Annotated in this window: 19 protein-coding genes and 1 tRNA gene; 11 read left to right on the forward strand and 9 right to left on the reverse strand. The window is 67.8% G+C overall.

The genetic code is table 11. The features are described from left to right. Positions 1-41 precede the first annotated feature (41 nt). The 7 genes from H0264_RS14795 to H0264_RS14825 form a co-directional block, all read right to left on the reverse strand. A complete protein-coding gene (locus H0264_RS14795) occupies positions 42-1,268 on the reverse strand; it encodes a cytochrome P450 family protein (protein ID WP_231086834.1) in 1,227 nt (408 codons plus the stop codon). After that, positions 1,265-2,530 (reverse strand): cytochrome P450, encoded by a 1,266-nt coding sequence (locus tag H0264_RS14800; RefSeq protein WP_181584493.1) that lies wholly within the window; start codon positions 2,528-2,530, stop codon positions 1,265-1,267. Before H0264_RS14800 ends, H0264_RS14795 begins: the two co-directional genes overlap by 4 nt. Then, the gene (locus H0264_RS14805) at positions 2,527-3,057 is read right to left on the reverse strand and encodes a GTP-binding protein (protein WP_181585558.1); all 531 of its coding nucleotides are present in this window, start codon (positions 3,055-3,057) and stop codon (positions 2,527-2,529) included. The genes H0264_RS14800 and H0264_RS14805 overlap by 4 nt, the downstream gene beginning before the upstream one ends. Positions 3,058-3,133: 76 nt before the next feature. After that, complete coding sequence (locus H0264_RS14810) at positions 3,134-3,490, reverse strand: DUF742 domain-containing protein (RefSeq protein ID WP_181584494.1); 357 nt, start codon at positions 3,488-3,490, stop codon at positions 3,134-3,136. Next, entirely contained in the window at positions 3,487-3,900 is a 414-nt protein-coding gene (locus tag H0264_RS14815; RefSeq protein ID WP_181584495.1) for a roadblock/LC7 domain-containing protein, read from the reverse strand. The genes H0264_RS14810 and H0264_RS14815 overlap by 4 nt, the downstream gene beginning before the upstream one ends. Then, on the reverse strand, positions 3,900-5,480 hold the full coding sequence (locus H0264_RS14820) for a sensor histidine kinase (RefSeq protein WP_244976192.1): 1,581 nt from the start codon (positions 5,478-5,480) through the stop codon (positions 3,900-3,902). Before H0264_RS14820 ends, H0264_RS14815 begins: the two co-directional genes overlap by 1 nt. A 426-nt stretch (positions 5,481-5,906) precedes the next feature. Next, positions 5,907-6,122 carry a hypothetical protein gene (locus H0264_RS14825; RefSeq protein ID WP_181584496.1) on the reverse strand — a complete coding sequence of 72 codons (216 nt, stop codon included), beginning with the start codon at positions 6,120-6,122 and terminating at the stop codon, positions 5,907-5,909. Positions 6,123-6,406: 284 nt separating this feature from the next. Here H0264_RS14825 and H0264_RS14830 point away from each other — a divergent pair, with 284 nt between their 5' ends. The 10 genes from H0264_RS14830 to H0264_RS14875 all read left to right on the forward strand — a co-directional run bounded on the left by H0264_RS14830 (position 6,407) and on the right by H0264_RS14875 (position 17,459). Continuing rightward, entirely contained in the window at positions 6,407-7,396 is a 990-nt protein-coding gene (locus tag H0264_RS14830; RefSeq protein ID WP_181584497.1) for a zinc-binding dehydrogenase, read from the forward strand. Positions 7,397-7,486: 90 nt separating this feature from the next. Further along, on the forward strand, positions 7,487-8,278 hold the full coding sequence (locus H0264_RS14835) for a hypothetical protein (RefSeq protein ID WP_181584498.1): 792 nt from the start codon (positions 7,487-7,489) through the stop codon (positions 8,276-8,278). Next, a complete protein-coding gene (locus tag H0264_RS14840; protein ID WP_181584499.1) occupies positions 8,262-9,635 on the forward strand; it encodes an MFS transporter in 1,374 nt (457 codons plus the stop codon). Before H0264_RS14835 ends, H0264_RS14840 begins: the two co-directional genes overlap by 17 nt. Then, positions 9,628-10,044: a MarR family winged helix-turn-helix transcriptional regulator gene (locus H0264_RS14845; RefSeq protein WP_181584500.1), complete on the forward strand. Its 417-nt coding sequence runs from the start codon at positions 9,628-9,630 to the stop codon at positions 10,042-10,044. The genes H0264_RS14840 and H0264_RS14845 overlap by 8 nt, the downstream gene beginning before the upstream one ends. A 209-nt stretch (positions 10,045-10,253) precedes the next feature. Then, positions 10,254-10,940 carry an N-acetylmuramoyl-L-alanine amidase gene (locus H0264_RS14850; protein ID WP_244976193.1) on the forward strand — a complete coding sequence of 229 codons (687 nt, stop codon included), beginning with the start codon at positions 10,254-10,256 and terminating at the stop codon, positions 10,938-10,940. A 324-nt stretch (positions 10,941-11,264) separates the two neighbouring features. Continuing rightward, on the forward strand, positions 11,265-13,127 hold the full coding sequence (locus tag H0264_RS14855; protein WP_244976255.1) for an APC family permease: 1,863 nt from the start codon (positions 11,265-11,267) through the stop codon (positions 13,125-13,127). A 94-nt stretch (positions 13,128-13,221) separates the two neighbouring features. Beyond that, the gene (locus H0264_RS14860) at positions 13,222-14,127 is read left to right on the forward strand and encodes a metal-dependent hydrolase (RefSeq protein ID WP_181584502.1); all 906 of its coding nucleotides are present in this window, start codon (positions 13,222-13,224) and stop codon (positions 14,125-14,127) included. A gap of 2 nt (positions 14,128-14,129) precedes the next feature. Then, on the forward strand, positions 14,130-15,233 hold the full coding sequence (locus tag H0264_RS14865) for a PDR/VanB family oxidoreductase (protein ID WP_181585561.1): 1,104 nt from the start codon (positions 14,130-14,132) through the stop codon (positions 15,231-15,233). A 22-nt stretch (positions 15,234-15,255) separates the two neighbouring features. Continuing rightward, complete coding sequence (locus H0264_RS14870; RefSeq protein WP_181585562.1) at positions 15,256-17,025, forward strand: SDR family oxidoreductase; 1,770 nt, start codon at positions 15,256-15,258, stop codon at positions 17,023-17,025. A gap of 161 nt (positions 17,026-17,186) precedes the next feature. Beyond that, on the forward strand, positions 17,187-17,459 hold the full coding sequence (locus H0264_RS14875; protein WP_181584503.1) for a hypothetical protein: 273 nt from the start codon (positions 17,187-17,189) through the stop codon (positions 17,457-17,459). Between the two features lie 19 nt (positions 17,460-17,478). On the opposite strand, the gene H0264_RS14880 is transcribed toward H0264_RS14875, so the two are convergent. Next, on the reverse strand, positions 17,479-18,513 hold the full coding sequence (locus H0264_RS14880) for a TerC/Alx family metal homeostasis membrane protein (RefSeq protein ID WP_181584504.1): 1,035 nt from the start codon (positions 18,511-18,513) through the stop codon (positions 17,479-17,481). 175 nt (positions 18,514-18,688) lie between these two features. Continuing rightward, positions 18,689-19,117: a nitroreductase family deazaflavin-dependent oxidoreductase gene (locus H0264_RS14885; RefSeq protein WP_181584505.1), complete on the reverse strand. Its 429-nt coding sequence runs from the start codon at positions 19,115-19,117 to the stop codon at positions 18,689-18,691. Positions 19,118-19,232: 115 nt separating this feature from the next. Here H0264_RS14885 and H0264_RS14890 point away from each other — a divergent pair. Then, positions 19,233-19,306, forward strand: a tRNA-Ile gene (locus tag H0264_RS14890). The last annotated feature ends 37 nt before the right edge of the window (positions 19,307-19,343 follow it).

Consider the following 19,343-nt stretch of genomic DNA (forward strand, 5'->3'; position numbering starts at 1 on the left):
CCGCCCGGTGGGATCCGGGCGGGCTTTGGGGAGCGGACGGCTCAGGACAGACGCAGTGGCAGACCCGTCAGATCGTTCTGGGTCATGACCGGGAGGTGGCCGATCTCGTCGGCCGGGACGGCCAGCTTCATGTTCGGGAAGCGGTCGAACAGGGCGGGGAGGGCGATGGCGGCCTCGAGGCGGGCCAGAGCCGCGCCGGGGCAGATGTGCGGGCCGTAGCCGAAGGAGATATTGCGGGCGGCGGTGGGGCGGGTGATATCGAATTCGTCGGCGTCGTCACCGTGCAGGGTGGTGTCGCGGCCCACGGCGCGATAGGAGATGACCACGCCCGCGCCCTGCTCGATGACGGTGTCGCCGACGGGGATGTCCTCGGTGGCGAAGCGCATGAGCAGGTGGGTCACCGGGCCGTCGTAGCGCAGGGTTTCCTCGATGGCCTGCTTCCACTCGATATCGCCGGAGCGGAGTTTGTCGAGCTGTTCGGGGCGGGAGAGCAAGGCGCGCACGGCATTCAGAATGAGGCTGACCGTGGTTTCGTGGCCCGCGGCGACCAGGGCCTGGAGGTTGCCCGCGACCTCCTCGGCGGTCAGCGGTTCGCCGCCCTCGTCGGCGAGGATCAACGCGCTGGTGAGGTCGTCGCCGGGTTCGGCGGTCTTGCGGGCGACCATATCGGCGAAGTAGGCGTTCAGGTTCTCGATGACGCGCAGGCGCTCGTCCTGGGGCGTCATGACCGAGAAGAACGCCTTGTAGCTTTCCAGCAGCATGGGGCCGTCGCTGTGCGGGACACCCATGAGGTCGCTGATCACCCGCATGGGCAGGGGGTAGGCGAAGATCTGCTTGAGATCGACGACTTCGCCTGCGCGACCGGCATTTTCGAGGTCGTCGAGGAGGCGGGCGACGATCTGCTCGATGGCGGGGCGCATCTCCTCCAGGCGGCGCGGGGTCAGCGCCTGGGTGGTCTTGATGCGCAGACGGCGGTGTTCGGCGCCGTCCACGGTGAACATGGAGCGGCCCACGTCGATCATGCCGATGAGCGGCCACTGGCGGGTCACCGCACCGGACTGCCACAGGCCCCAGGCATTGATGTCCTTGACAAGCCTGGTGTCGGTGAGCAATTGGCGGGCGAGCGCATGGTCGGTGACGGTCCAGGACTCGACCCCGAGCAGGTCGATGCGGGCGAGCGGTCCGGCCTCGCGCAGGCGGGCGGTCTCCCCGGCCAGGTCACCGACCATCGGATCGATGGCGATGGCGTGCGGGCATGCAGAACTCACAGAAAACCTCCGACGGCGCGTACAGGCGTGAAAACAACAGGAAGAGAAGTCATTCCGCGCAGGAACGGAGACGGCCGCCGGACCAGATGCTGCGCGGGCACGGCCAGGTCGATATCGGGCAGCCGATCCAGCAGCACCTCGATCCCGGTCCGGGCGATGATCTCGGCGATGTGCTGCGCAGGGAACGGGCAGCGGTACTCGCCGTGGCTGAACGCGAAATGCGCACTGTTGCCGTGATGTACGGCGCTGTCGCCGGAAACACTCTGGCGCACATGCGGATCGGTGTTCGCCGCGGCCAGGCCGAGCAGCAGCAGGTCGCCGGCGCGAATCAGCTTGTCGCCCAGCCGGGTGTCGCGAGCGGCCCAGCGACCGGCCAGGATCGAGGTGGGGGCGTCCTCCCACAGCACCTCGTTCATGGCCTGATCCACGCTGCGGCGGCCGCCGCCCAGCGCGGCCGCGAAACGGTCGTCGGTGAGCATGAGCCCCACCGAGTTCACCAGCCAGTCCGAGGTCGGCAGATGCCCGGCGGCCGTGACGGCCATCAGGTCCAGCACATATTCGGTGTCGGAGAACGCATCCGGGTGCGCGAGCATGCGCGAAACCAGATCGTCGCCGGGCGCGGCCTGCTTGCGGGCCAGCAGATTCTGCATGTGCCCCATGAAGGCCATGTACCCGGCCTGGGCCTCGGCGGTGCCGTCGGCCATGGTCTTCATGGCGCGCGCCAGCTCCGGGCCCTCCTCGTCCGGGAAGCCCAGCAGCCACGCGAGCACGAGCACCGGCAGCGGTTCGGCGAAGTCGGCCACCAGGTCGGCGCTGCCGCGACCGCAGAAGACATCGATCAGCCGATCCGCCAAACTCTCACAGACCCGGCGCAATTCGAATGGATCGACGCCTTCGAGAGCGGGCTCCACCATGGCCACGTGCCGCAGATGCTCGGCCCCGGCGGTGAAGTAGATCGACGGCATGGGCTGGCCGACCATGGGCAGCAGCGGCCAGTCCGGCGGAATATTGCCCCACTGGTTCCACAGGCTCACATCGCGCGGGAACAGCTCCGGCGAACTGGTGACCTGATGCAGTTCGCGATAGCCGATCACCAGCCACGCGGGCACGTTGCCGGGCAGTTCCACCGCCACCACCGCGCCGTGGTCGCGGCGCATCTCGCGGTAGAGGCTGTGCGGGTCGGTGTGAAAGCGCGGTCCGCTCAAGGGAACCGCGTCGTGCGCCACCGGGCAGCCGCCCGGGCCGGGTGCGGGCGAGGTCATCGGACGGTCTCCGGGGTGTAGAGGTGTTCCACCAGCGAGATCAGCACGTCCCGGCAGGACTCCCGATCGCGTGCGTCGCAATCCACCAGCGGCACTTGCGGATCCAGGTCGAGTGCGTCGCGCACCTCGTCGAGCTGCGCGTCACCGCCGAAGTTGTTGCACGCCACCACGAACGGCGTGCCCTGATGCTCGAGCCGGTCGATGGCGTACCAGGAGTCCTCGATGCGGCGCTGATCCACCAGCACGATCGCCCCCAGCGCGCCGGTGAACAGCCGGTCCCACAGGAACCAGAACCGTTCCTGGCCGGGCGCTCCGAACAGATACAGCACGTGCTCGGCGTCGATGGTTATCCGGCCGAAGTCGAAAGCGACCGTGGTGGTGGTCTTCTCGGGTGCACCCGCCGGATCGTCGATGCCGTAGCCGACCTGCGTCATGGTGGCTTCGGTGTCCAGGGGCCGGATTTCGCTGACCGAGCGCACCATGGTGGTCTTGCCGACCCCGAAACCGCCGACGATGACGATCTTCAACCCGTGCCGGGCATCGGCGTGCAGCGGGGCGTCCGCGCGGGCGGGACGGGGGTCGCGACCCCGGGGGTTCCAGAAGTCATAGCTTGCGGAGTCCAACGAGCACCTTCTCGAGCGTGGTGGTGTCGGGTAGTGAATTCCATTGCACGCCAGGGTTGTGGCGCGGATGGCGCACCGTGATCCGGCCGGCGTGCAGCAGATCCGACAGCAGAATGGTGGTGATGCCGACCGGCAGCCGCAGCTCCGCCGCGATCTCCACGACGGCGGTCGGCGCCCGGCACATGTCCAGGATGGCCCGATGCTCGGACTGCATGCCCGGCGTCGGATCGCATTCGCTGACAACGAGAGTCACGAGATCGAACGCATCCGAATCCGGTCGGCTGCGTCCCCCGGTCACCGTGTAGAGCCGGTCCGGACTCTCGTCTGGCCTGGTCACGACACGCTCGCTCCCCGCACCCGGGGCATGGCGACCAGATGCTCGCCGAGTTGTTCCACCAGTTCGCGCATATTGTGGCCGACCAGCCCGGCATCGGCGTCCTCGGCGGCGACCACCGCGATGTGCGCGCCCAGACCCGCCTCCACGATGAACAGGATGCCGCCGTAGAACTCGGTCATAGACTGGCGCACGCCACCCCGGCCGTCACCGAACTCGACCGACGCCCCGTGCGAAAGGCTCTGGATCCCCGCGGCAATGGCGGCCAGCTGATCGGCGCTGTCGACGCCCAGCTCCGGCGTATGGCAGATCTTGAGCCCGTCCCCCGACAGCAGCAGCGCGTGCCGGGCCTGCGGGGTGCGCGCCAGCAGTTGCTCCAGCAGCCAGCTCAAATGTGTCGCGGACGGTGTCATCACTCGCTCTCCAAACCTGCGGACGGGGACGATTCGGCCGGCTGCGGGCGGCCGTTCACCGCGCGCTGGAACGCCCCCAGCGCGGATGGCGGCGACGCCGGCCGCCGCGGCGCGGCCGCCTGCTCGTTCGAACCCCCGGAATAGGCCGACAATCCACCCGGATGCGTGGCCGCCAGCGTGCTGCCCCGCCGCCGCCTCGGCAACCCGGACGCCGTGGAAGTCGCTGCGCGCTGGGCAATCTCGTCCAAGCTGGCCGGTGCCGGCTGTGCGGCCGGAGCCGTATGCGCGGCAGGTGTGGCCGTGCTGCCGGAGGAATCCGTTGCGGTAACCGAGCCCCCCGTCATTCCGGCATGCTTTTGGCCGGAATCCACCAAGTCCGGCTGCGGTTCCTCGTGTGGATCCCGGCCAAGAAGCGCGCCGGGATGACGAGGGGGTTGATCTTCGGAAAGGGTTGTAGGCGAGGTGGATACAACGGCGGGAAGGCTCGCGGGTGTGGGAGCCGGGTCGGTGGCGGCCGGGAGGGCGGTCAGCGATCCGGTCTGTCGCTCCAGGCGAGTGGTGAGTTCGCGTGGCACCACGACGACGACGGCCGTGCCGCCGATGGCCGAGGGGCGGAAGGAGACGGTCAGATCGTGTTTGCGGGCCAGATGGCCGACGACCGCGAGACCGAGCCGGGTGCCGGACAGTGAGGAGAGGTCCGAGGTGCGCTGTTCGCGGGATACGGCCTGTTCCGCACGGCGCAAAGCGGATTCGCTCATGACGAGCCCGCTGTCCTCGATGGTGATCACGACCCCGGCGGGCACCTCCGCGGCGTACACGTGTACCTCGGTGGTGGGCGGCGAGAAATTGCAGGCATTGTCGAGCAGCTCGGCGAGCGCGTGCATGATGCCCTCGGCCGCGTGCCCGGCGATGGCGATCTCGGTGACCGCCCGCAGCCGCACCCGCTGATAACCCGCCACGCGACCCATTGCTCCGCGCAGAATCGATTCCATGGCAATGGGTTTGGCCCACCGGCGACCCGAGCGCGCACCGCTGAGCACCGCGATGCTGTCGGCCAGCCGGCCCGCCTGCGCGGTGCGGTGATCCAGTTCGAGCAGGTCCGCCAGCACCTGCGGATCGGCGTGCCGATGCTCCATCTCGCGCAGTTCGGCCAGCATGCTGGTGCTCATGGCCTGCATGCGCCCGGCCGCACCCGCGAACGCCGCCAGCGCCGCCGCCCGCCGGTTCTCACTGGCCTTCAGTTCCTGATCCTGTGCCGCGACCGTCGCGTTCAGGGCCTCGAAGTGCGCCTGCGCGTTGCTGATTCGCGCATTGGCCTCGGCCATGACGGAGGCGATGCGCGCCTCGGTGTCGGCGGTGTGCGCGACGGCGGCCCGCCGGGCCACCAGCGCCTGCCCGCGATAGTAGGCAGCGGCCGTGACCGCCGCGCAGCACAGCACCGCGACCAGGCTCGCGCCGACCGCGAGCGGGAGACGAAACTCGTTGGGAGCACTGAAAACCGCCGCCCCCACCACCACGACGGCCGCCCCGGCCGACACCAGCATCGCCTCGTACGGCAGCCGGACACTCCGAACGGCCACGGGCTCGCCCTGCGGCGAATTCGATGACTCCGACAAGCTACGCACTTCCGTACTCACGTTCACCGGGGGTGAACGCCCCGATGCGATCACCGCCCTGCCCGCCGCGCCGAAGCGTCGGAGCCGCAGACAGATTCGGATCCAGCTGTGGAGCATAAGCGTCTGAGATGGTCGGCGCTACCCGAGAGCGAACGCCGCGGCAACAGGCCGTCTCGTTCGCCGGGAAGCCGGTCGGATCACCGTAATTCGCTGTACAGCCGCAGTTTTCGATCCGGTCATGAGAGTGCGTCGGCGAGCGGCGAACAGTCCTGCGGTGAGCACCCGGACTGATCATGCGCGGGTCGACCGTCGGACGGCGTGCGTCTCATTATCGGGACAATTCTGGCCCTGGTTGGATTGGCGCGCGTGGTCCGGGGTTGGCGTGGTGGGTCAGCGACTTCCGGTGCGCACGCCGTCCCGGATCTGGTACACGCGCGATGTGGTGATGTCACCGGCGGCCTTGGCGATCAGGAAGACCCGCTCGCCCGCCAGGGTGGCGTCCTTGATCTTCTTTCGCCATACGGCATCGGCGGCACGTGCGGCATCGGTTGCGGCCTTGCGGGCGCGAGTGGCTTCGCGAACGTCGGAGAGCAGCGGCGTGGGCATTGCCCGGTCCTTCCTGTGTCTGATCTGAATTTGGGTCACAATGTTGTGTTGTTGCAACAACGGTAAACGTGGATGCAAACCGGAGTCAATACCGCTTGCCTCGAAAATGGCTCGATTATGGTTCAGCCCGCACGAGTGCGAATCCGTGGTCGGGGTCACCGTCGAGGCGCGGATTATTCCCTCGTTCACCCGTCGCGTAATCCCCGCCCGCGGCTTGACCTCAACCGAGCTCGAGGTTCGACGCTGGGTGCATCGGTGATCGAATTCGAAAGGGAGACAGCGATATGCGTGCAGTGGAGGTCAAGGCGTTCGGCGACCCCGAGGTCCTGACGGTTGTCGAGAGCCCCGACCCGGTTCCGGGTCCCGGCGAGGTGGTCATCGAGGTCGCGGCGGCCGACGTCATGTTCCTGGACACCCTGCTGCGTTCCGGCGCGGGCGCCCGGTTCTTCCCCGTCGAGCCGCCCTTCGTGCCCGGTGGCGCGATCGCGGGCGTGGTCGGAGCCGTCGGATCCGGCGTGGACCCCGCCTGGGTGGGCCGTCGCGTCGCCTCGAACACCGCGGCCAGCGGCATCGGCGGCGGCCTGCCGATCGGCGGGTATGCCGAGAAGGCCCTGGCCCGCGAGGAGCAGCTGACCCAGGTGCCCGCCGAGGTGGAGCTGACGCAGGCGGTGGCCCTGGTCCACGACGGCCGCACCGCCCTGGCGGTCTTCGATCGCGCTGCCGTCCAGCCCGGCGAATGGGTCCTGATCACCGCCGCTGCGGGTGGGCTCGGCACCCTCCTGATCCAGCTGGCCCGCGCGGCCGGGGCGCGCGTGATCGCGGCCGCGCGCGGGGAGAAGAAGCTCGCGCTGGCCCAGCGTCTCGGCGCCCACGAAGTCGTCGACTACTCCGAGCCGGGCTGGGCCGACCGGGTGCGCGAGGCGACCGGCGGCGTTCAGGTGATCCTCGACGGCGCGGGCGGCCCGATCGGTGTGGCGGCCCTGGCTGCCGCCTCCCCGGGTGCACGATTCATCGGATACGGCAATGCCGCAGGTGGATTCGCCCCCATCGCCCCGGAAACCGCTGCCGCCCAGCGCGTCACCGTCGTTCCGCTGTTCGAACTCACTGCGGCCGAGGTGGATTGGACCGCCTTGTTCGAACGCGCGCTCACCGAAGCCGCCTCCGGCCGCCTGGAGGTCGTGATCGGCCACACCTTCCCGCTGGATCATGCCGGGGCCGCACATGCCGCCATCGCCGCTCGCGAGACCTTCGGCCGCACCATCCTCACCGTCTGATCCCACCCGGCGTGTCGTAGGTGTTTTCCCAGTTCCCGCCGGTTTCGCGCGGCATGGTGGGAGCTGAGCGCACACGACACGGAGGTGGCGATGGGCTATCGGGCAGCGGTGCTGGGCATGGCCGGGGTGGCGGTGGTCCTGGGTGCCGGGCCGGCCGCGGCGGAGGTCGCCGACCCGGCGACGGTGCCGCCGCGCACCGCGATATCCCTGCGGTCGGTGGTGCCCGGCGTGCGGTGGGGCACCGCCAATGAGACCGAAACCCGTGCGGGGCTGTCGATTTCGAAGTTGTACCTGGCGGACTACGCGCTGCGGCACGGCGACGGGTCCGCCGAGGACAAGGAGCTGGGGGAGCGGATGATCCGCAACTCCGACGACGGCGCGGCCGAAGCGATGGCGGCCAAGTATCCGTACGCCATCGACGAGATCGCCGCCGAATACGAGCTGAAGGGCACCAGTGGCGCGGGCGGCTGGGGCATGTCGTCGACCACCACCGCGGATGTCGCCGACTTCCTGGCCGCCAAGCAGCGCCGTGAACCGGATTCGCCGCTGCTGCGGTGGATGGCCACCGCGAGCGAGGTCGCCGCGGACGGGACGGTCCAGGACTGGGGCACGTCCCAGGTGCCGGGCGTGACCGGGACCAAATGGGGCTGGTCGGACCTGGGGGTGCCGGAGGTGGCCTCGGCCTCGATCGGACCCGGGTTCACGGTCAGCGCGCACACCTACGGGACCGCCGCCGAGCAGACCCGGGACGTGCTCGCGGTGGTGCCCGAGGTGGTCGGGGAGTTGTACGCCGCATGCGTGCCGTGGCCGCTGCCCTGCGAACTGGGGGTTGCCATCGCAACAGTTGTAGGTTCACAATCGTTGTGTGCTTACAAGTGTTGAAGGGCTGAGCGCGCGGCGCAAACAGATCATCCTGATCACCTGCTGCCTGAGCCTGCTCATCTCCTCCATGGACGCGACCATCGTGAATGTCGCACTCCCCACCATCCGCGATGATCTGGGCGCACCCCTGTCGCGGCTGCAATGGATCGTCGACGTCTACACGCTCACCCTCGCCAGCCTGCTCATGCTCTCCGGCGCGACCGCCGATCGATTCGGGCGCAGACGCATGTTCCGGATCGGGCTCATCGTCTTCGCGACCGGCTCACTGCTGTGCAGCCTCGCGCCCACCATCGACATCCTCATCGGGGCGCGATTTCTGCAGGCCATCGGTGGCTCCATGCTGAATCCCGTTGCCATGTCGATCATTACGACCGTTTTCACCGGACGCGTGGAGCGGGCGCGGGCGGTCGGCATCTGGGGTGCGGTGGTGGGCATCTCGACCGCGCTCGGGCCGATCGTGGGCGGTACGCTCATCGACACCCTGGGCTGGCAGTCCGTGTTCTGGATCAACCTGCCGATCTGTGCGGTGGCCTTCGTGCTCACGACTGTCTTTGTGCCGGAATCGAAGTCGGCCACCTTCCGGGGCATCGACCCGATCGGGCAGGTGCTCGCCATCATCGTGCTGTTCACACTGGTGTTCGGCCTGATCGAAGGGCAGCCGCTGGTCTTCGTGGCCTCGGCGGCGGCGCTGGCCGGATTCATCCGGCACGAATCCCGGCATCCGTGGCCCTTCATCGATCTGCGGTTCTTCCGGAGCTTCCCGTTCACCTCGGCCACCGTCATCGCGGTGTGCGCGTTCGCGGCGCTGGGGGCGTTCCTGTTCGACATGTCCATGTATCTGCAAGGGACACGGCACTTCTCGGCCGTGCACACCGGATTGCTGTATCTTCCCATGGCATTGGGCATGCTGATCTTCTCACCGCTGTCGGGACGACTGGTGGGGCGCTACGGCACCCGGCCCTCACTGCTGATCGCCGGAATTCTCATGGCCCTGGCGGCCGCCGGGCTGACCCAGCTGCAACCGGATACGCCGATCTGGCAGTTGATCGTGCTGTTCGTCTTGTTCGGCATCGGCTTCGGCACCGTCAATGCCCCCATCACCACCGCCGCGGTGAGCGGCATGCCCCTCGATCGCGCGGGCGCTGCGGCCGCGGTGGCCTCCACCAGCCGTCAGGTCGGCGTGAGCCTCGGTGTGGCACTGTGTGGAGCGCTCTCCGGGGCCGGATTGTGGTGGACCATCACCGCATTCGCCATCGCCGTGACCGGCCTCGGGGTGGCCGCGAACACCGCGTGGGCATATCGTTCCCGCGATCGCGTCGCACCGCTACTGGAACAGAAGGCCCCCGCACATGTCTGAAACCCCCACCCCCGACGAGGTCTGGCGACTGCTCACCCACGTGGTGATCGACAGCCGCGATCCGTGGCGGCGGGCGGTCACCGAACGAACCGGGATGCCGTTCAGCCGGATTCGCGTGCTGAAGCGACTGCGGCCGGGACCCATCACCCTGAAGGAACTCGCGCACGCCGCCGGCATGGACGCGCCGGCGGCCACCGTGGCCGTGAACGACCTCGAGGAGCGCGGACTGGTCGTGCGGGAGATCGATCCGGCCAATCGGCGGCAGAAACTGGTGTCCATCACCGAGGCGGGGGAGCGGGTTGTCGCCGACGCCCTGGACACACCCGAACCCGCGCCCGCGCCGATCACCGAATTGTCCGACGCCGAATTGCGTGCCCTGCGCGACCTCCTGCGCAAACTCGAACCCTGACCGTCATCCCGGCGTGTATTCAGCCGGGATCCACAGAGCAAGGCACGCTATCCGTGTCGATCCCGGCCAAAAGCACGCCGGGATGACGGGGTGCGAGTTTGCTGAGGGGGCCGACATTCCGGTGCCCGGGCCGTAGGGTGGGCCGGGTGCGACAGCGACACTGGAAAGCAATGGCGGCGATCTGCGGTGCACTGTTGATCGGGGGACAGATGACAGCTTCGGCTCAGGAACCCGCGCGGACACAGTTGCCGTTCACCAAAACGGTGGTCATCGACCCCGGGCACAATGGCGGCGGCGCGGCGCAGCCCGATGTCATCAATGCCTCGGTGGCCGACGGGCGCGGTGGCAGCAAAGCCTGCAATACCACCGGCACCAGCGCCAATGACGGCTATACCGAGCACGAGTTCAACTGGGATGTGGCGCAGCGGGTCCGGGATCTGCTCACCGCGCGCGGCTATCGCGTGGTCATGAGCCGCGACAGCGATTCCGGGGCCGGTCCGTGCGTGAACGATCGCGGCACGCTCGGTCAGCGCGTCGGTGCGGCGGCCGTCGTCTCCATCCACGCGGACGGAGCCCCGGCGGGTGCGCACGGCTTCCACGTCGCCTACTCCAACCCGCCGTTGAACGCATCGCAGGGCGAACCCTCGGTGCGGCTCGCGACCACCCTGCGCGACAGCCTCGTGCGCTCCGGCTTCACCCCCTCCACCTACATCGGCGACGAGGGCCTCAACCCGCGCGCCGACCTGGCCGGCCTCAACTTCTCGGAAGTGCCTGCGGCCCTGGTGGAGTGCGGCAATATGCGCGATCCCGGCGACATCGCCATCCTCGAATCCCCGGACGGCCGCGCGCGCATCGCCGCCGCGATCACCGACGCCATCGCCGGCTACGTGGGCTGAGCTGCTTCGCCCCTGCCGGGGGTACGAGTAGTGCGGCCCCGCTGAGGTTCGTGCGTGAAGGGCCCTGGGCCGTCCCGGCTCTGGGGGTTCGGGGGCGAAGCCCCGGAGAGCTCGGAGAGTCCTTTTCTCTCTTCGGCGCGGGATTACCGACTGCCCGGTCGGCGGTCGGTACATTTGCCCCGACATTGCCGATTTCGGGACTACCGGGCATTCCGGGTCCGGGGAGGACTGGACTTGACCACCACCGAGGAACGGTCACGCTCGCGCTTCGCCGCCTGGCTGCTCGAGGATGCCGGGGAACAGCACGCGCAGATACCCGGACCCATGGTCAAGCCCGGTCCCAAGGAGCACCGGCAGCCGTGGTGGAAGGTCATGTGCCTCACCGGCGTCGACTACTTCTCGACCCTGGGCTATCAGCCCGGCATCGCGGCGCTCGCGGCCGGAGTGCTGTCGCCGCTGGCCACCATCGTGCTGGTGGCGCTGACGCTGCTCGGTGCGCTCCCGGTCTATCGCCGGGTGGCCAGGGAGAGCCCGAACGGTGGCGGCTCCATCGCCATGTTCGCCGACTTCCTGCCGAAATGGTGGGGCAAGATCTTCATCCTGGTGCTGCTCGGCTTCGCGGCCACCGACTTCACCATCACCATGACGCTGTCCGCGGCCGACGGCGCCGCGCACATTGTCGAGAATCCGTTCGTCCCGGACGCCCTGCACGGGCACAACCTGGCGATCACGCTGGTGCTGCTGGCATTGCTGGCCGCGGTGTTCCTCAAGGGTTTCTCCGAGGCCGTCGGCATCGCGGTGGTGCTGGTCGGGGTGTACCTGTCGCTCAATCTCGTGGTCGCCGTGACCGGCATCGTGAAGGTCGCCGAGCAGCCCGAACTCATCGGCGACTGGAAGGACCTGCTCACCGCGCAGCACGGCAGTCCGATCGCCATGATCGGCGTCGCCCTGCTGGTGTTTCCCAAACTGGCGCTGGGTCTTTCGGGCTTCGAGACCGGTGTCGCGGTCATGCCGCAGATCCAGGGCGGGCCGGGTGACACCCCCGAATACCCGCGTCACCGCATCATCGGCGCGCGCAAGCTGCTGACCACGGCCGCGCTCATCATGAGCTGCTTCCTCATCGTCTCCAGCTTCATCACCACCATCCTCATCCCGCAGGCCGCCTTCGAACCCGGCGGCGAGGCCAATGGCCGCGCACTGGCGTATCTGGCGCACGAGCACCTGGGCAATGCCTTCGGCACCGTCTACGACGTGAGCACCATCGCCATCCTGTGGTTCGCGGGCGCCTCGGCCATGGCCGGCCTGCTCAATCTGGTGCCGCGCTATCTGCCGCGCTTCGGCATGGCGCCGGAGTGGGCCCGTCAGATCCGGCCGCTGGTCTTGGTTTTCGCGGTGGTGGCCTTCGGCATCACCTGGTACTTCGACGCCAGCGTGGACGCGCAGGGCGCGGCCTACGCCACCGGCGTGCTCGTGCTCATCACCTCGGCGGCCGTGGCCGTCACCTGGTCGGCCTGGCGCAAGCAGCAGCGCAGCCGGGTGCTCGGCTTCGGGCTGGTGTCGGTGATCTTCGTGTACACCACCATCGACAACATCATCGAGAAGCCCGAGGGCGTGCACCTGGCGATTCTGTTCATCCTCGCCATCATCGTGGTGTCGTTCGCCTCGCGATTCCGGCGAGCGTTCGAATTGCGGGCCATCGAGGTCACTTTCGACGAGAAGGCCGCCGCGATCATCGACGATCTGGCCGCGCGCGGCGAGGTCCGCATCGTCACCCACGACGTCGATCAGCGCCAGCCCGAGGAGTACGCGGAGAAGGAAGCCGATCAGCGCCGCGAATCCCACATCCCGGAGGGCGAGCCCATCCTCTTCCTCGAGGTGATCGTCAAGGATCCCTCCGAGTTCAGCACCGATCTGCTGGTGACCGAGGTCGAGGTGGCCGAGTACCACATCCTCTCGGTCGAGGCCGCGGCCGTGCCCAACTCCATCGCGGCCATCCTGCTGGCCATCCGGGACCGCACCGGTGTGCCGCCGCACGTCTACTTCGAGTGGACCGAGGGCAACCCGCTCATCAACCTGGCCCGGTTCATGTTCTTCGGTGAGGGCGAGGTCGCGCCGGTGACCCGGGAGATCCTGCGGCGGGCGGTTCCGCGCCGGTCGCAGCGCCCGCACGTGCACGTCGACAGTTGATTCGGTTTAGCTGTAACTCCAGGTTTCACACAAGCGTAGAATATTGCTACGCTCACGCAGCAAAGCAGTGTGGAAACTGAAACCAGGAGTATCGATGAAGCTACTTCCGAAGCTGGGCCGCCAGCCGGTGACCGAACCCGGTGAGGTAGCCCTGCAGGCCCGCAATGTGCAGTTCGATTGGTCGCGGACCAAGCCGGTGTGGATGGCCGAGGAGCCGATCGCCTCGCATGTGCTCAACGCGCTCAGCATGCTGCTGCCCGAGGGTGAGCGCAGCTTCATCGTCACCTACGGCGAGGCGCTCGAACTGGTCCGCGACGAGAAGCTGCGCGAGGCCATGATCGGATTCATCGGCCAGGAATCCATGCATGCCGAGAGCCACCACAATGCCCTCGAAGAGGTGCTGCTGGCGCACGGCATCGACGTGGAACCCTATGTGCGGCAGACGGAATACCTCTTCCGCAAGACCCTGGGCCCGCGTGAGCTGGACACCCCGGCGGCACAACAGCAGCAGTTGGTGGAGCGGCTCGGCTTCATCGCGACCCTCGAGCACTTCTTCGCCTTTCTCGGCGACTGGATCCTCAATGCCGACCTGGAACAGTTCGACGCCGACCCGCAGATGCTGGACCTGTTCCGCTGGCACGGCGCCGAAGAGGTCGAGCACCGCATGGTCGCCCACGACGTGGCCGAGTACTTCGGGATCGGTTACATCCGCCGCGGCGCGCTCATGCTGATCGTGTTCCCGCTGTTCATCGCGCTCCTCGTGCGCGGCACCAAATACCTTGTGCACCAGGATCCTGCGCTGCCCAACCACCGCTACCCGATGCTCATCGGCCGCATCTTCGCGTCCATGTGGCGCGGTGCGCTGCCCGGGATCCCGTCGCTGCTGTGGAGCGCGCTGTCGACCTTCAAACCCGGCTACAGCCCGGAGCCGGTCGGCTCCACCGCGCAGGCGGTGGCCTACCTCGCCCAGTCCCCGGCGGCTCGGATCATGGCCTCGTGACCATGACCCGACCGATTCCGGCCGAGCCGCCCGCGGATCTGTACGGCAAGGAGCGGGCCGACCGCACCACCCGGGTGCTGGACAAGATCGCCGAAACGCGTTTGCGGTGGACCACTTTCGTCAACCGGAAGGAACCGCCCGCCCGGGTCGACGACCGGCGGATTCCGCTGGTCGTGGTGGAGCGGCGGGTGGAGGCGCACGACACCGATGTGATCAGCCTGCTGCTGACCGCGCCCGACTCGCGGGTGCTGCCGGAATGGCGGCCGGGCGCGCACCTGGATCTGGAACTGCCGTCCGGGAAGCTGCGGCAGTACTCGCTGTGCGGTGATCCGGCCGATCGGCACGCGTATCGCATTGCGGTGCGGCGGATTCCGGACGGACTGGGCGGCTCGCTGGAGGTACACGACTCGCTGAAGGTCGGCACAGCGGTGACCGTGCGCGGGCCGCGCAATGCGTTCCCGTTCGTGCTGCCCGGATACGGATCGTCCGCTGCCCGAGTGCATTTCGTCGCCGGTGGCATCGGCATCACGCCGATCCTGCCGATGATCCGCATGGCCGAGCGGCTCGGCGTGGAATGGTCGATGGTGTACGCGGGACGCAGCCGCGACACCATTCCCTTCCTGTCCGAGGTGGAGAGCTTCGGTGACCGCGTCACCGTCCGCACCGACGACGAGCACGGAATCCCCGACGCGGCAGCGCTTTTGCCGGGCGTCGGACCCGATACCTCGGTCTACTGCTGCGGTCCGGTGGTCATGACCAAGGTGATCGCCGATGCCGTGCGCGACATGCGCGGCGTGGAAATGTATTCCGAGCGCTTCTCCGCCCCGCCCGTGGTGGACGGGAAGCCCTTCCAGGTCGCGCTGGCGCGCAGCGGGGAAACCCTCGACGTGCCCGCCGACAGGTCCGTCCTCGAGGAAGTGCTGAAAGTCCGTCCGGACAGCGCGTATTCGTGCCGTCAGGGCTTCTGCCGCACCTGCAAGGTCCGGGTGCTCTCCGGCGACATCGACCACCGCGACACCGTGCTCACCGCTGACGAGCGGGCCGCCGGCGACATGCTCATCTGTGTATCCCGTTGCGACGGCGACCGTCTGGTGCTCGACCTCTGAGCTCCCGCCTCCCCAGGAGAAGATCGTGACCGATCAAACGACCATCATCCCCGCCGCCGAGCGCCTCGTCCGCAATGGTGAATTCGATATCGCCGTCTACGAATACGGCGAGCCGTCGGCGGAGACCATTGTGCTGGTGCACGGCTGGCCCGATGACAACCACCTGTGGGATCGCGTGGTGCCGCTGCTGGCCGACCGCTTCCACGTGGTCACCTACGACACCCGCGGGCACGGGCGCTCCACCCGCACCACGCGCACCGAGGACTACAAGCTCGAGCATTTCGCCTCCGACTTCTTCGCCGTCGCCGACGCGGTGAGCCCGGACAAGCCGGTGCACGTGCTGGCCCACGACTGGGGTTCGGTGGAGATGTGGGAGGCGGTGTGTGAGCCGCAGGCAGCGGACCGCATCGCCTCGTTCACCTCGGTTTCCGGGCCCAACCTCGACCACCTGGGTGCATGGACGCGCGGTGAGCTGTCGAGCGGCAAGGTGTGGGGGCCGTTCACCCAGTTGCTGTCCTCGCTGTACACCGGGCTGTTCATGACGCCGGGCGTGCCGCGCGTGGTGCTCAAGCCGCTGGGCACCGAGAAGATGTGGTCGCGGTTCGTCGGGCTCATGAACGACACCTCGCCGGAGAACATCAAGCTCGGACCGGAGTTCCGGCGCGACTTCTTCGACGGTATGCGCATCTACCGCGCGAACATCCTGCAGCGCATGGCCGATCCGCGCGAGCGTCGCACCGAGGTGCCGGTGCAGCTGATCATCGCGCGGCGCGATGTCGCCGTGCGGCCCGCCGGATACGCCGACACCAAGGAGTACGCACCCAACCTGTACCGGCGTGAGGTCGGCGGCGGGCACTGGCTGCCGTTCTCGCATCCCGAACTGCTGGCGACCTCGACCGCCGAACTCATCGACGCCTGCAATACCGGCGTGGTGCCGCGCACCCTGCGCCGCGCCGAAGTCGGCAGGGAGCAGCGGCCTTTCGACGATCAGCTGCTGGTGATCACCGGCGGCGGCAGCGGCATCGGGCGCGAGACCGCACTCGCGTTCGCGCGTCGCGGCGCCGAGGTGGTGCTGTCCGACATCAATCTCGACTCGGCCAAGGAAACCGCCGAACTCATTGCGGCCGAAGGCGGTACGGCGCACGCCTACGCGCTGAACGTCGCCGATGCCGACGCGGTGGACGCCCATGCCGCCGAGGTGATCGCCGCGCACGGGGTGCCCGACATCCTGATCAACAATGCCGGCGTCGGTCAGGCGGGCGACTTCTTCGACACTCCCGCAGCCGAATTCAATCGGGTGCTGGACATCAACCTGCACGGTGTCATCAATGGCTGCCGGTCCTTCGGCAAGGCCATGGCCGAGCGCGGACTGGGTGGCAATATCGTCAACCTGTCCAGCATGGCGGCGTACACGCCACAGCGTGGGTTCAGTGCGTACTCCACCAGCAAGTCGGCGGTCTTCATGTTCTCCGACTGCCTGCGGGCCGAACTGAGTGGCAAGGGTATCGGCGTGCAGACCATCTGCCCCGGCATCGTGCACACCAACATCGTCGCCACCACCCGCTTCGCCGGTGTTTCGGCCGATGAGGAAGCCGCCAAGCAGCAGAAGTTCGACAAGATCTACGCCGCCCGCCGCTACACCCCGGACAAGGTGGCCGAGCAGATCGTCAAGGCCGTCGAACGCGGCCGCGATGTCGTGCCGGTGACCCCCGAAGCCTGGTTGCAGTACCGGTTCAACCGCTTCGCACCCTCGGTCGCACGGTTCTTCGCGGCGCGCGTGAAACTGACGTAAACCGCACTGCCCGTTGGCAAACGCCCCCGTGCCGTACGCACGGGGGCGTTTGTCGTATCACGGCTGCTCCGCTACCCAGCAGCGGGATGTGTCACACCTGAACAGACTCCCCGGATTGTTCTGTCTGTCCGAGAGGTTCGGTGCGACAGTAGCTTTCGGCCATGGTCACAGCACTCATAGTCATCGGCATTCTCACCGCGCTCACCGTCGCGATGATCTCGCTCTCCCGCACGTCCACTTCGCCGCCGCCGCGTACGCATCGGCGCCGTCGTCAGAGCGGGTTCTATTACTACGACGGCGGCACCGGCAGCAGCGGCGGCGGATCGAGCTACACCGGCTGCGGTGGGGGCGGAAGCAGTTGCGGCTCCGGCAGTTCCAGCGGCTCCAGCGGTTGCGGGGGAGGCGGTGGCTGCGGGGGTGGCGGCGGCTGTTGAGCCGCCGCCACGCGATCCGTCAGGCCGGGTGTTCCGAAGACGCGGGCGTCTCGATCTCCGGCCGCTGTCCCCGCGTGGCCCGCAGGCTGGTGAGCGTCACCGTCACCAGTACCGCCACGATCACGCCGAGCGAAGCCGCAGTGGGAATGGTCGGCACGCCGCTCCACACGCCGTGCGCCCAGTGCAGCACCAGCTTCACGCCGATGAAGGCGAGAATCACCGCGAGGCCGTAGGCCAGGTGCACCAGTCGCGAAAGTGCCGCGTGCAGAACGAAATACAGTGCGCGCAGGCCCAGCAGCGCGAACGCGTTGGTGGCGAACACCAGGAACGGGTCGCCGGTCACGCCGTACACCGCGGGCACCGAGTCCACCGCGAACACCACATCGGTGGCCATGACCGCCGCGACCACCAGCGCCAGCGGGGTCAGCGCGCGCTTGCCGTTCTCGATGACGGTCATCTTCGTGCCGCGGTAGTCATCGGTCACCGGCCAGATCTTGCGCAGCAGCCGGACCGACTTCATCGAGGCCACATCCACCTCGGCCTCGTGCCCGCCCGCCGCATCGGCCAGCAGCTTCACCGCCGTCAGCAGCAGGATCATGCCGAAGAGCAGGAACGCCCAGTCCAGGGTGGCCAGCGCCGCGGCCCCCAGCGCGATGAACACGCCGCGCAGCACCAGCGCGCCGACGATGCCGAACAGCAGCACCCGCTGCGCCAGCACCTTCGGCACCGCGAACGCCGCCAGCAGCAGCATGAACACGAACAGGTTGTCCACCGACAGCGACTTCTCGAGCACGTAGCCGGTGAAGTACTCCACCGCCGGCGTGGACCCGTTGTTCACCCACAGAAAGACACCGAAAGCGACCGGCAAAGCGATATAGAAAGCCGTCCACCCCAATGCTTCGCGCATGGAGACTTCATGCGGCCGCCGGGTCAGCGCGAAGTCGAGCACCACCAGGGCGAGCACCACACCGATGGTTCCCGCCCACAACCAGGGCGTTCCCACCGAATCGATGGCGGTATCAGAACTAGCGAAATAGGACAGGGTGGAACTCATCGGACCTCCTCGGGCATGGGAAACCAGCCGAGGTCTCCTTCACCCATGTCCGTGGGCAACCACCCGGGGATTGGCGACGGCGCCATCCGTACTGACCGGAATGATTCGTGGGAAGTACTCCCCTCTGGCCCGACCTTAGCCCACCCTTATCTCACTTGTCCAGTTCGCCCGATTGCTACCGAGGGCTCAGCACCACCACAGCAATCGGCCGCGACGTCTTCTCCTGATACTGCGAATACCGCCCGCCATTGACCTTGTCCACAATCGCGAACCGCCGCGCATACTCCGGATCATCGGGATACGTGGCCCGCGCGGTAACCGGAATCTTGGTGGTCCCCACCTGAATCTCACAGTCCGCCTTGGCCTTCAGATTCGCCAGCCACCCCGGCGGCCGCGGCGACCCACCATTGGACGCGGTAACCAGATAATCCTTCCCATCCCGCCCATAGGTAAGAGCATTAGTCCGCTCCTGCCCCGTCTTCCGCCCAACCGTCCGCAACAACAGCGTCGGGTTCCCGAACAGCAACCGATGCCCGACAACCCCCTTGCTGTTCTCATAAATCCACTGATGCGCCCGAAGCACATTCACGAACAGATCCGCCATCGTCTTCCCTCCACTCCTGGCCCCCTACGCCACCGTAAGTTCTCGCGAGTCCGAATAGGCAACGACCCACCCGAGGCGGTAACATTCCACCGCCCGCAGCCATGCGCAGCGGTCGGGGGCGGTAGCTCAGTCGGTTAGAGCCGTGGACTCATAATCCATTGGTCGCGGGTTCGAGCCCCGCCCGCCCCACAACACCTGTATCCGGCCGCCGCGGATTCGCGGTCGG

Source organism: Nocardia huaxiensis, assembly GCF_013744875.1.
GTDB lineage: Bacteria > Actinomycetota > Actinomycetes > Mycobacteriales > Mycobacteriaceae > Nocardia > Nocardia huaxiensis.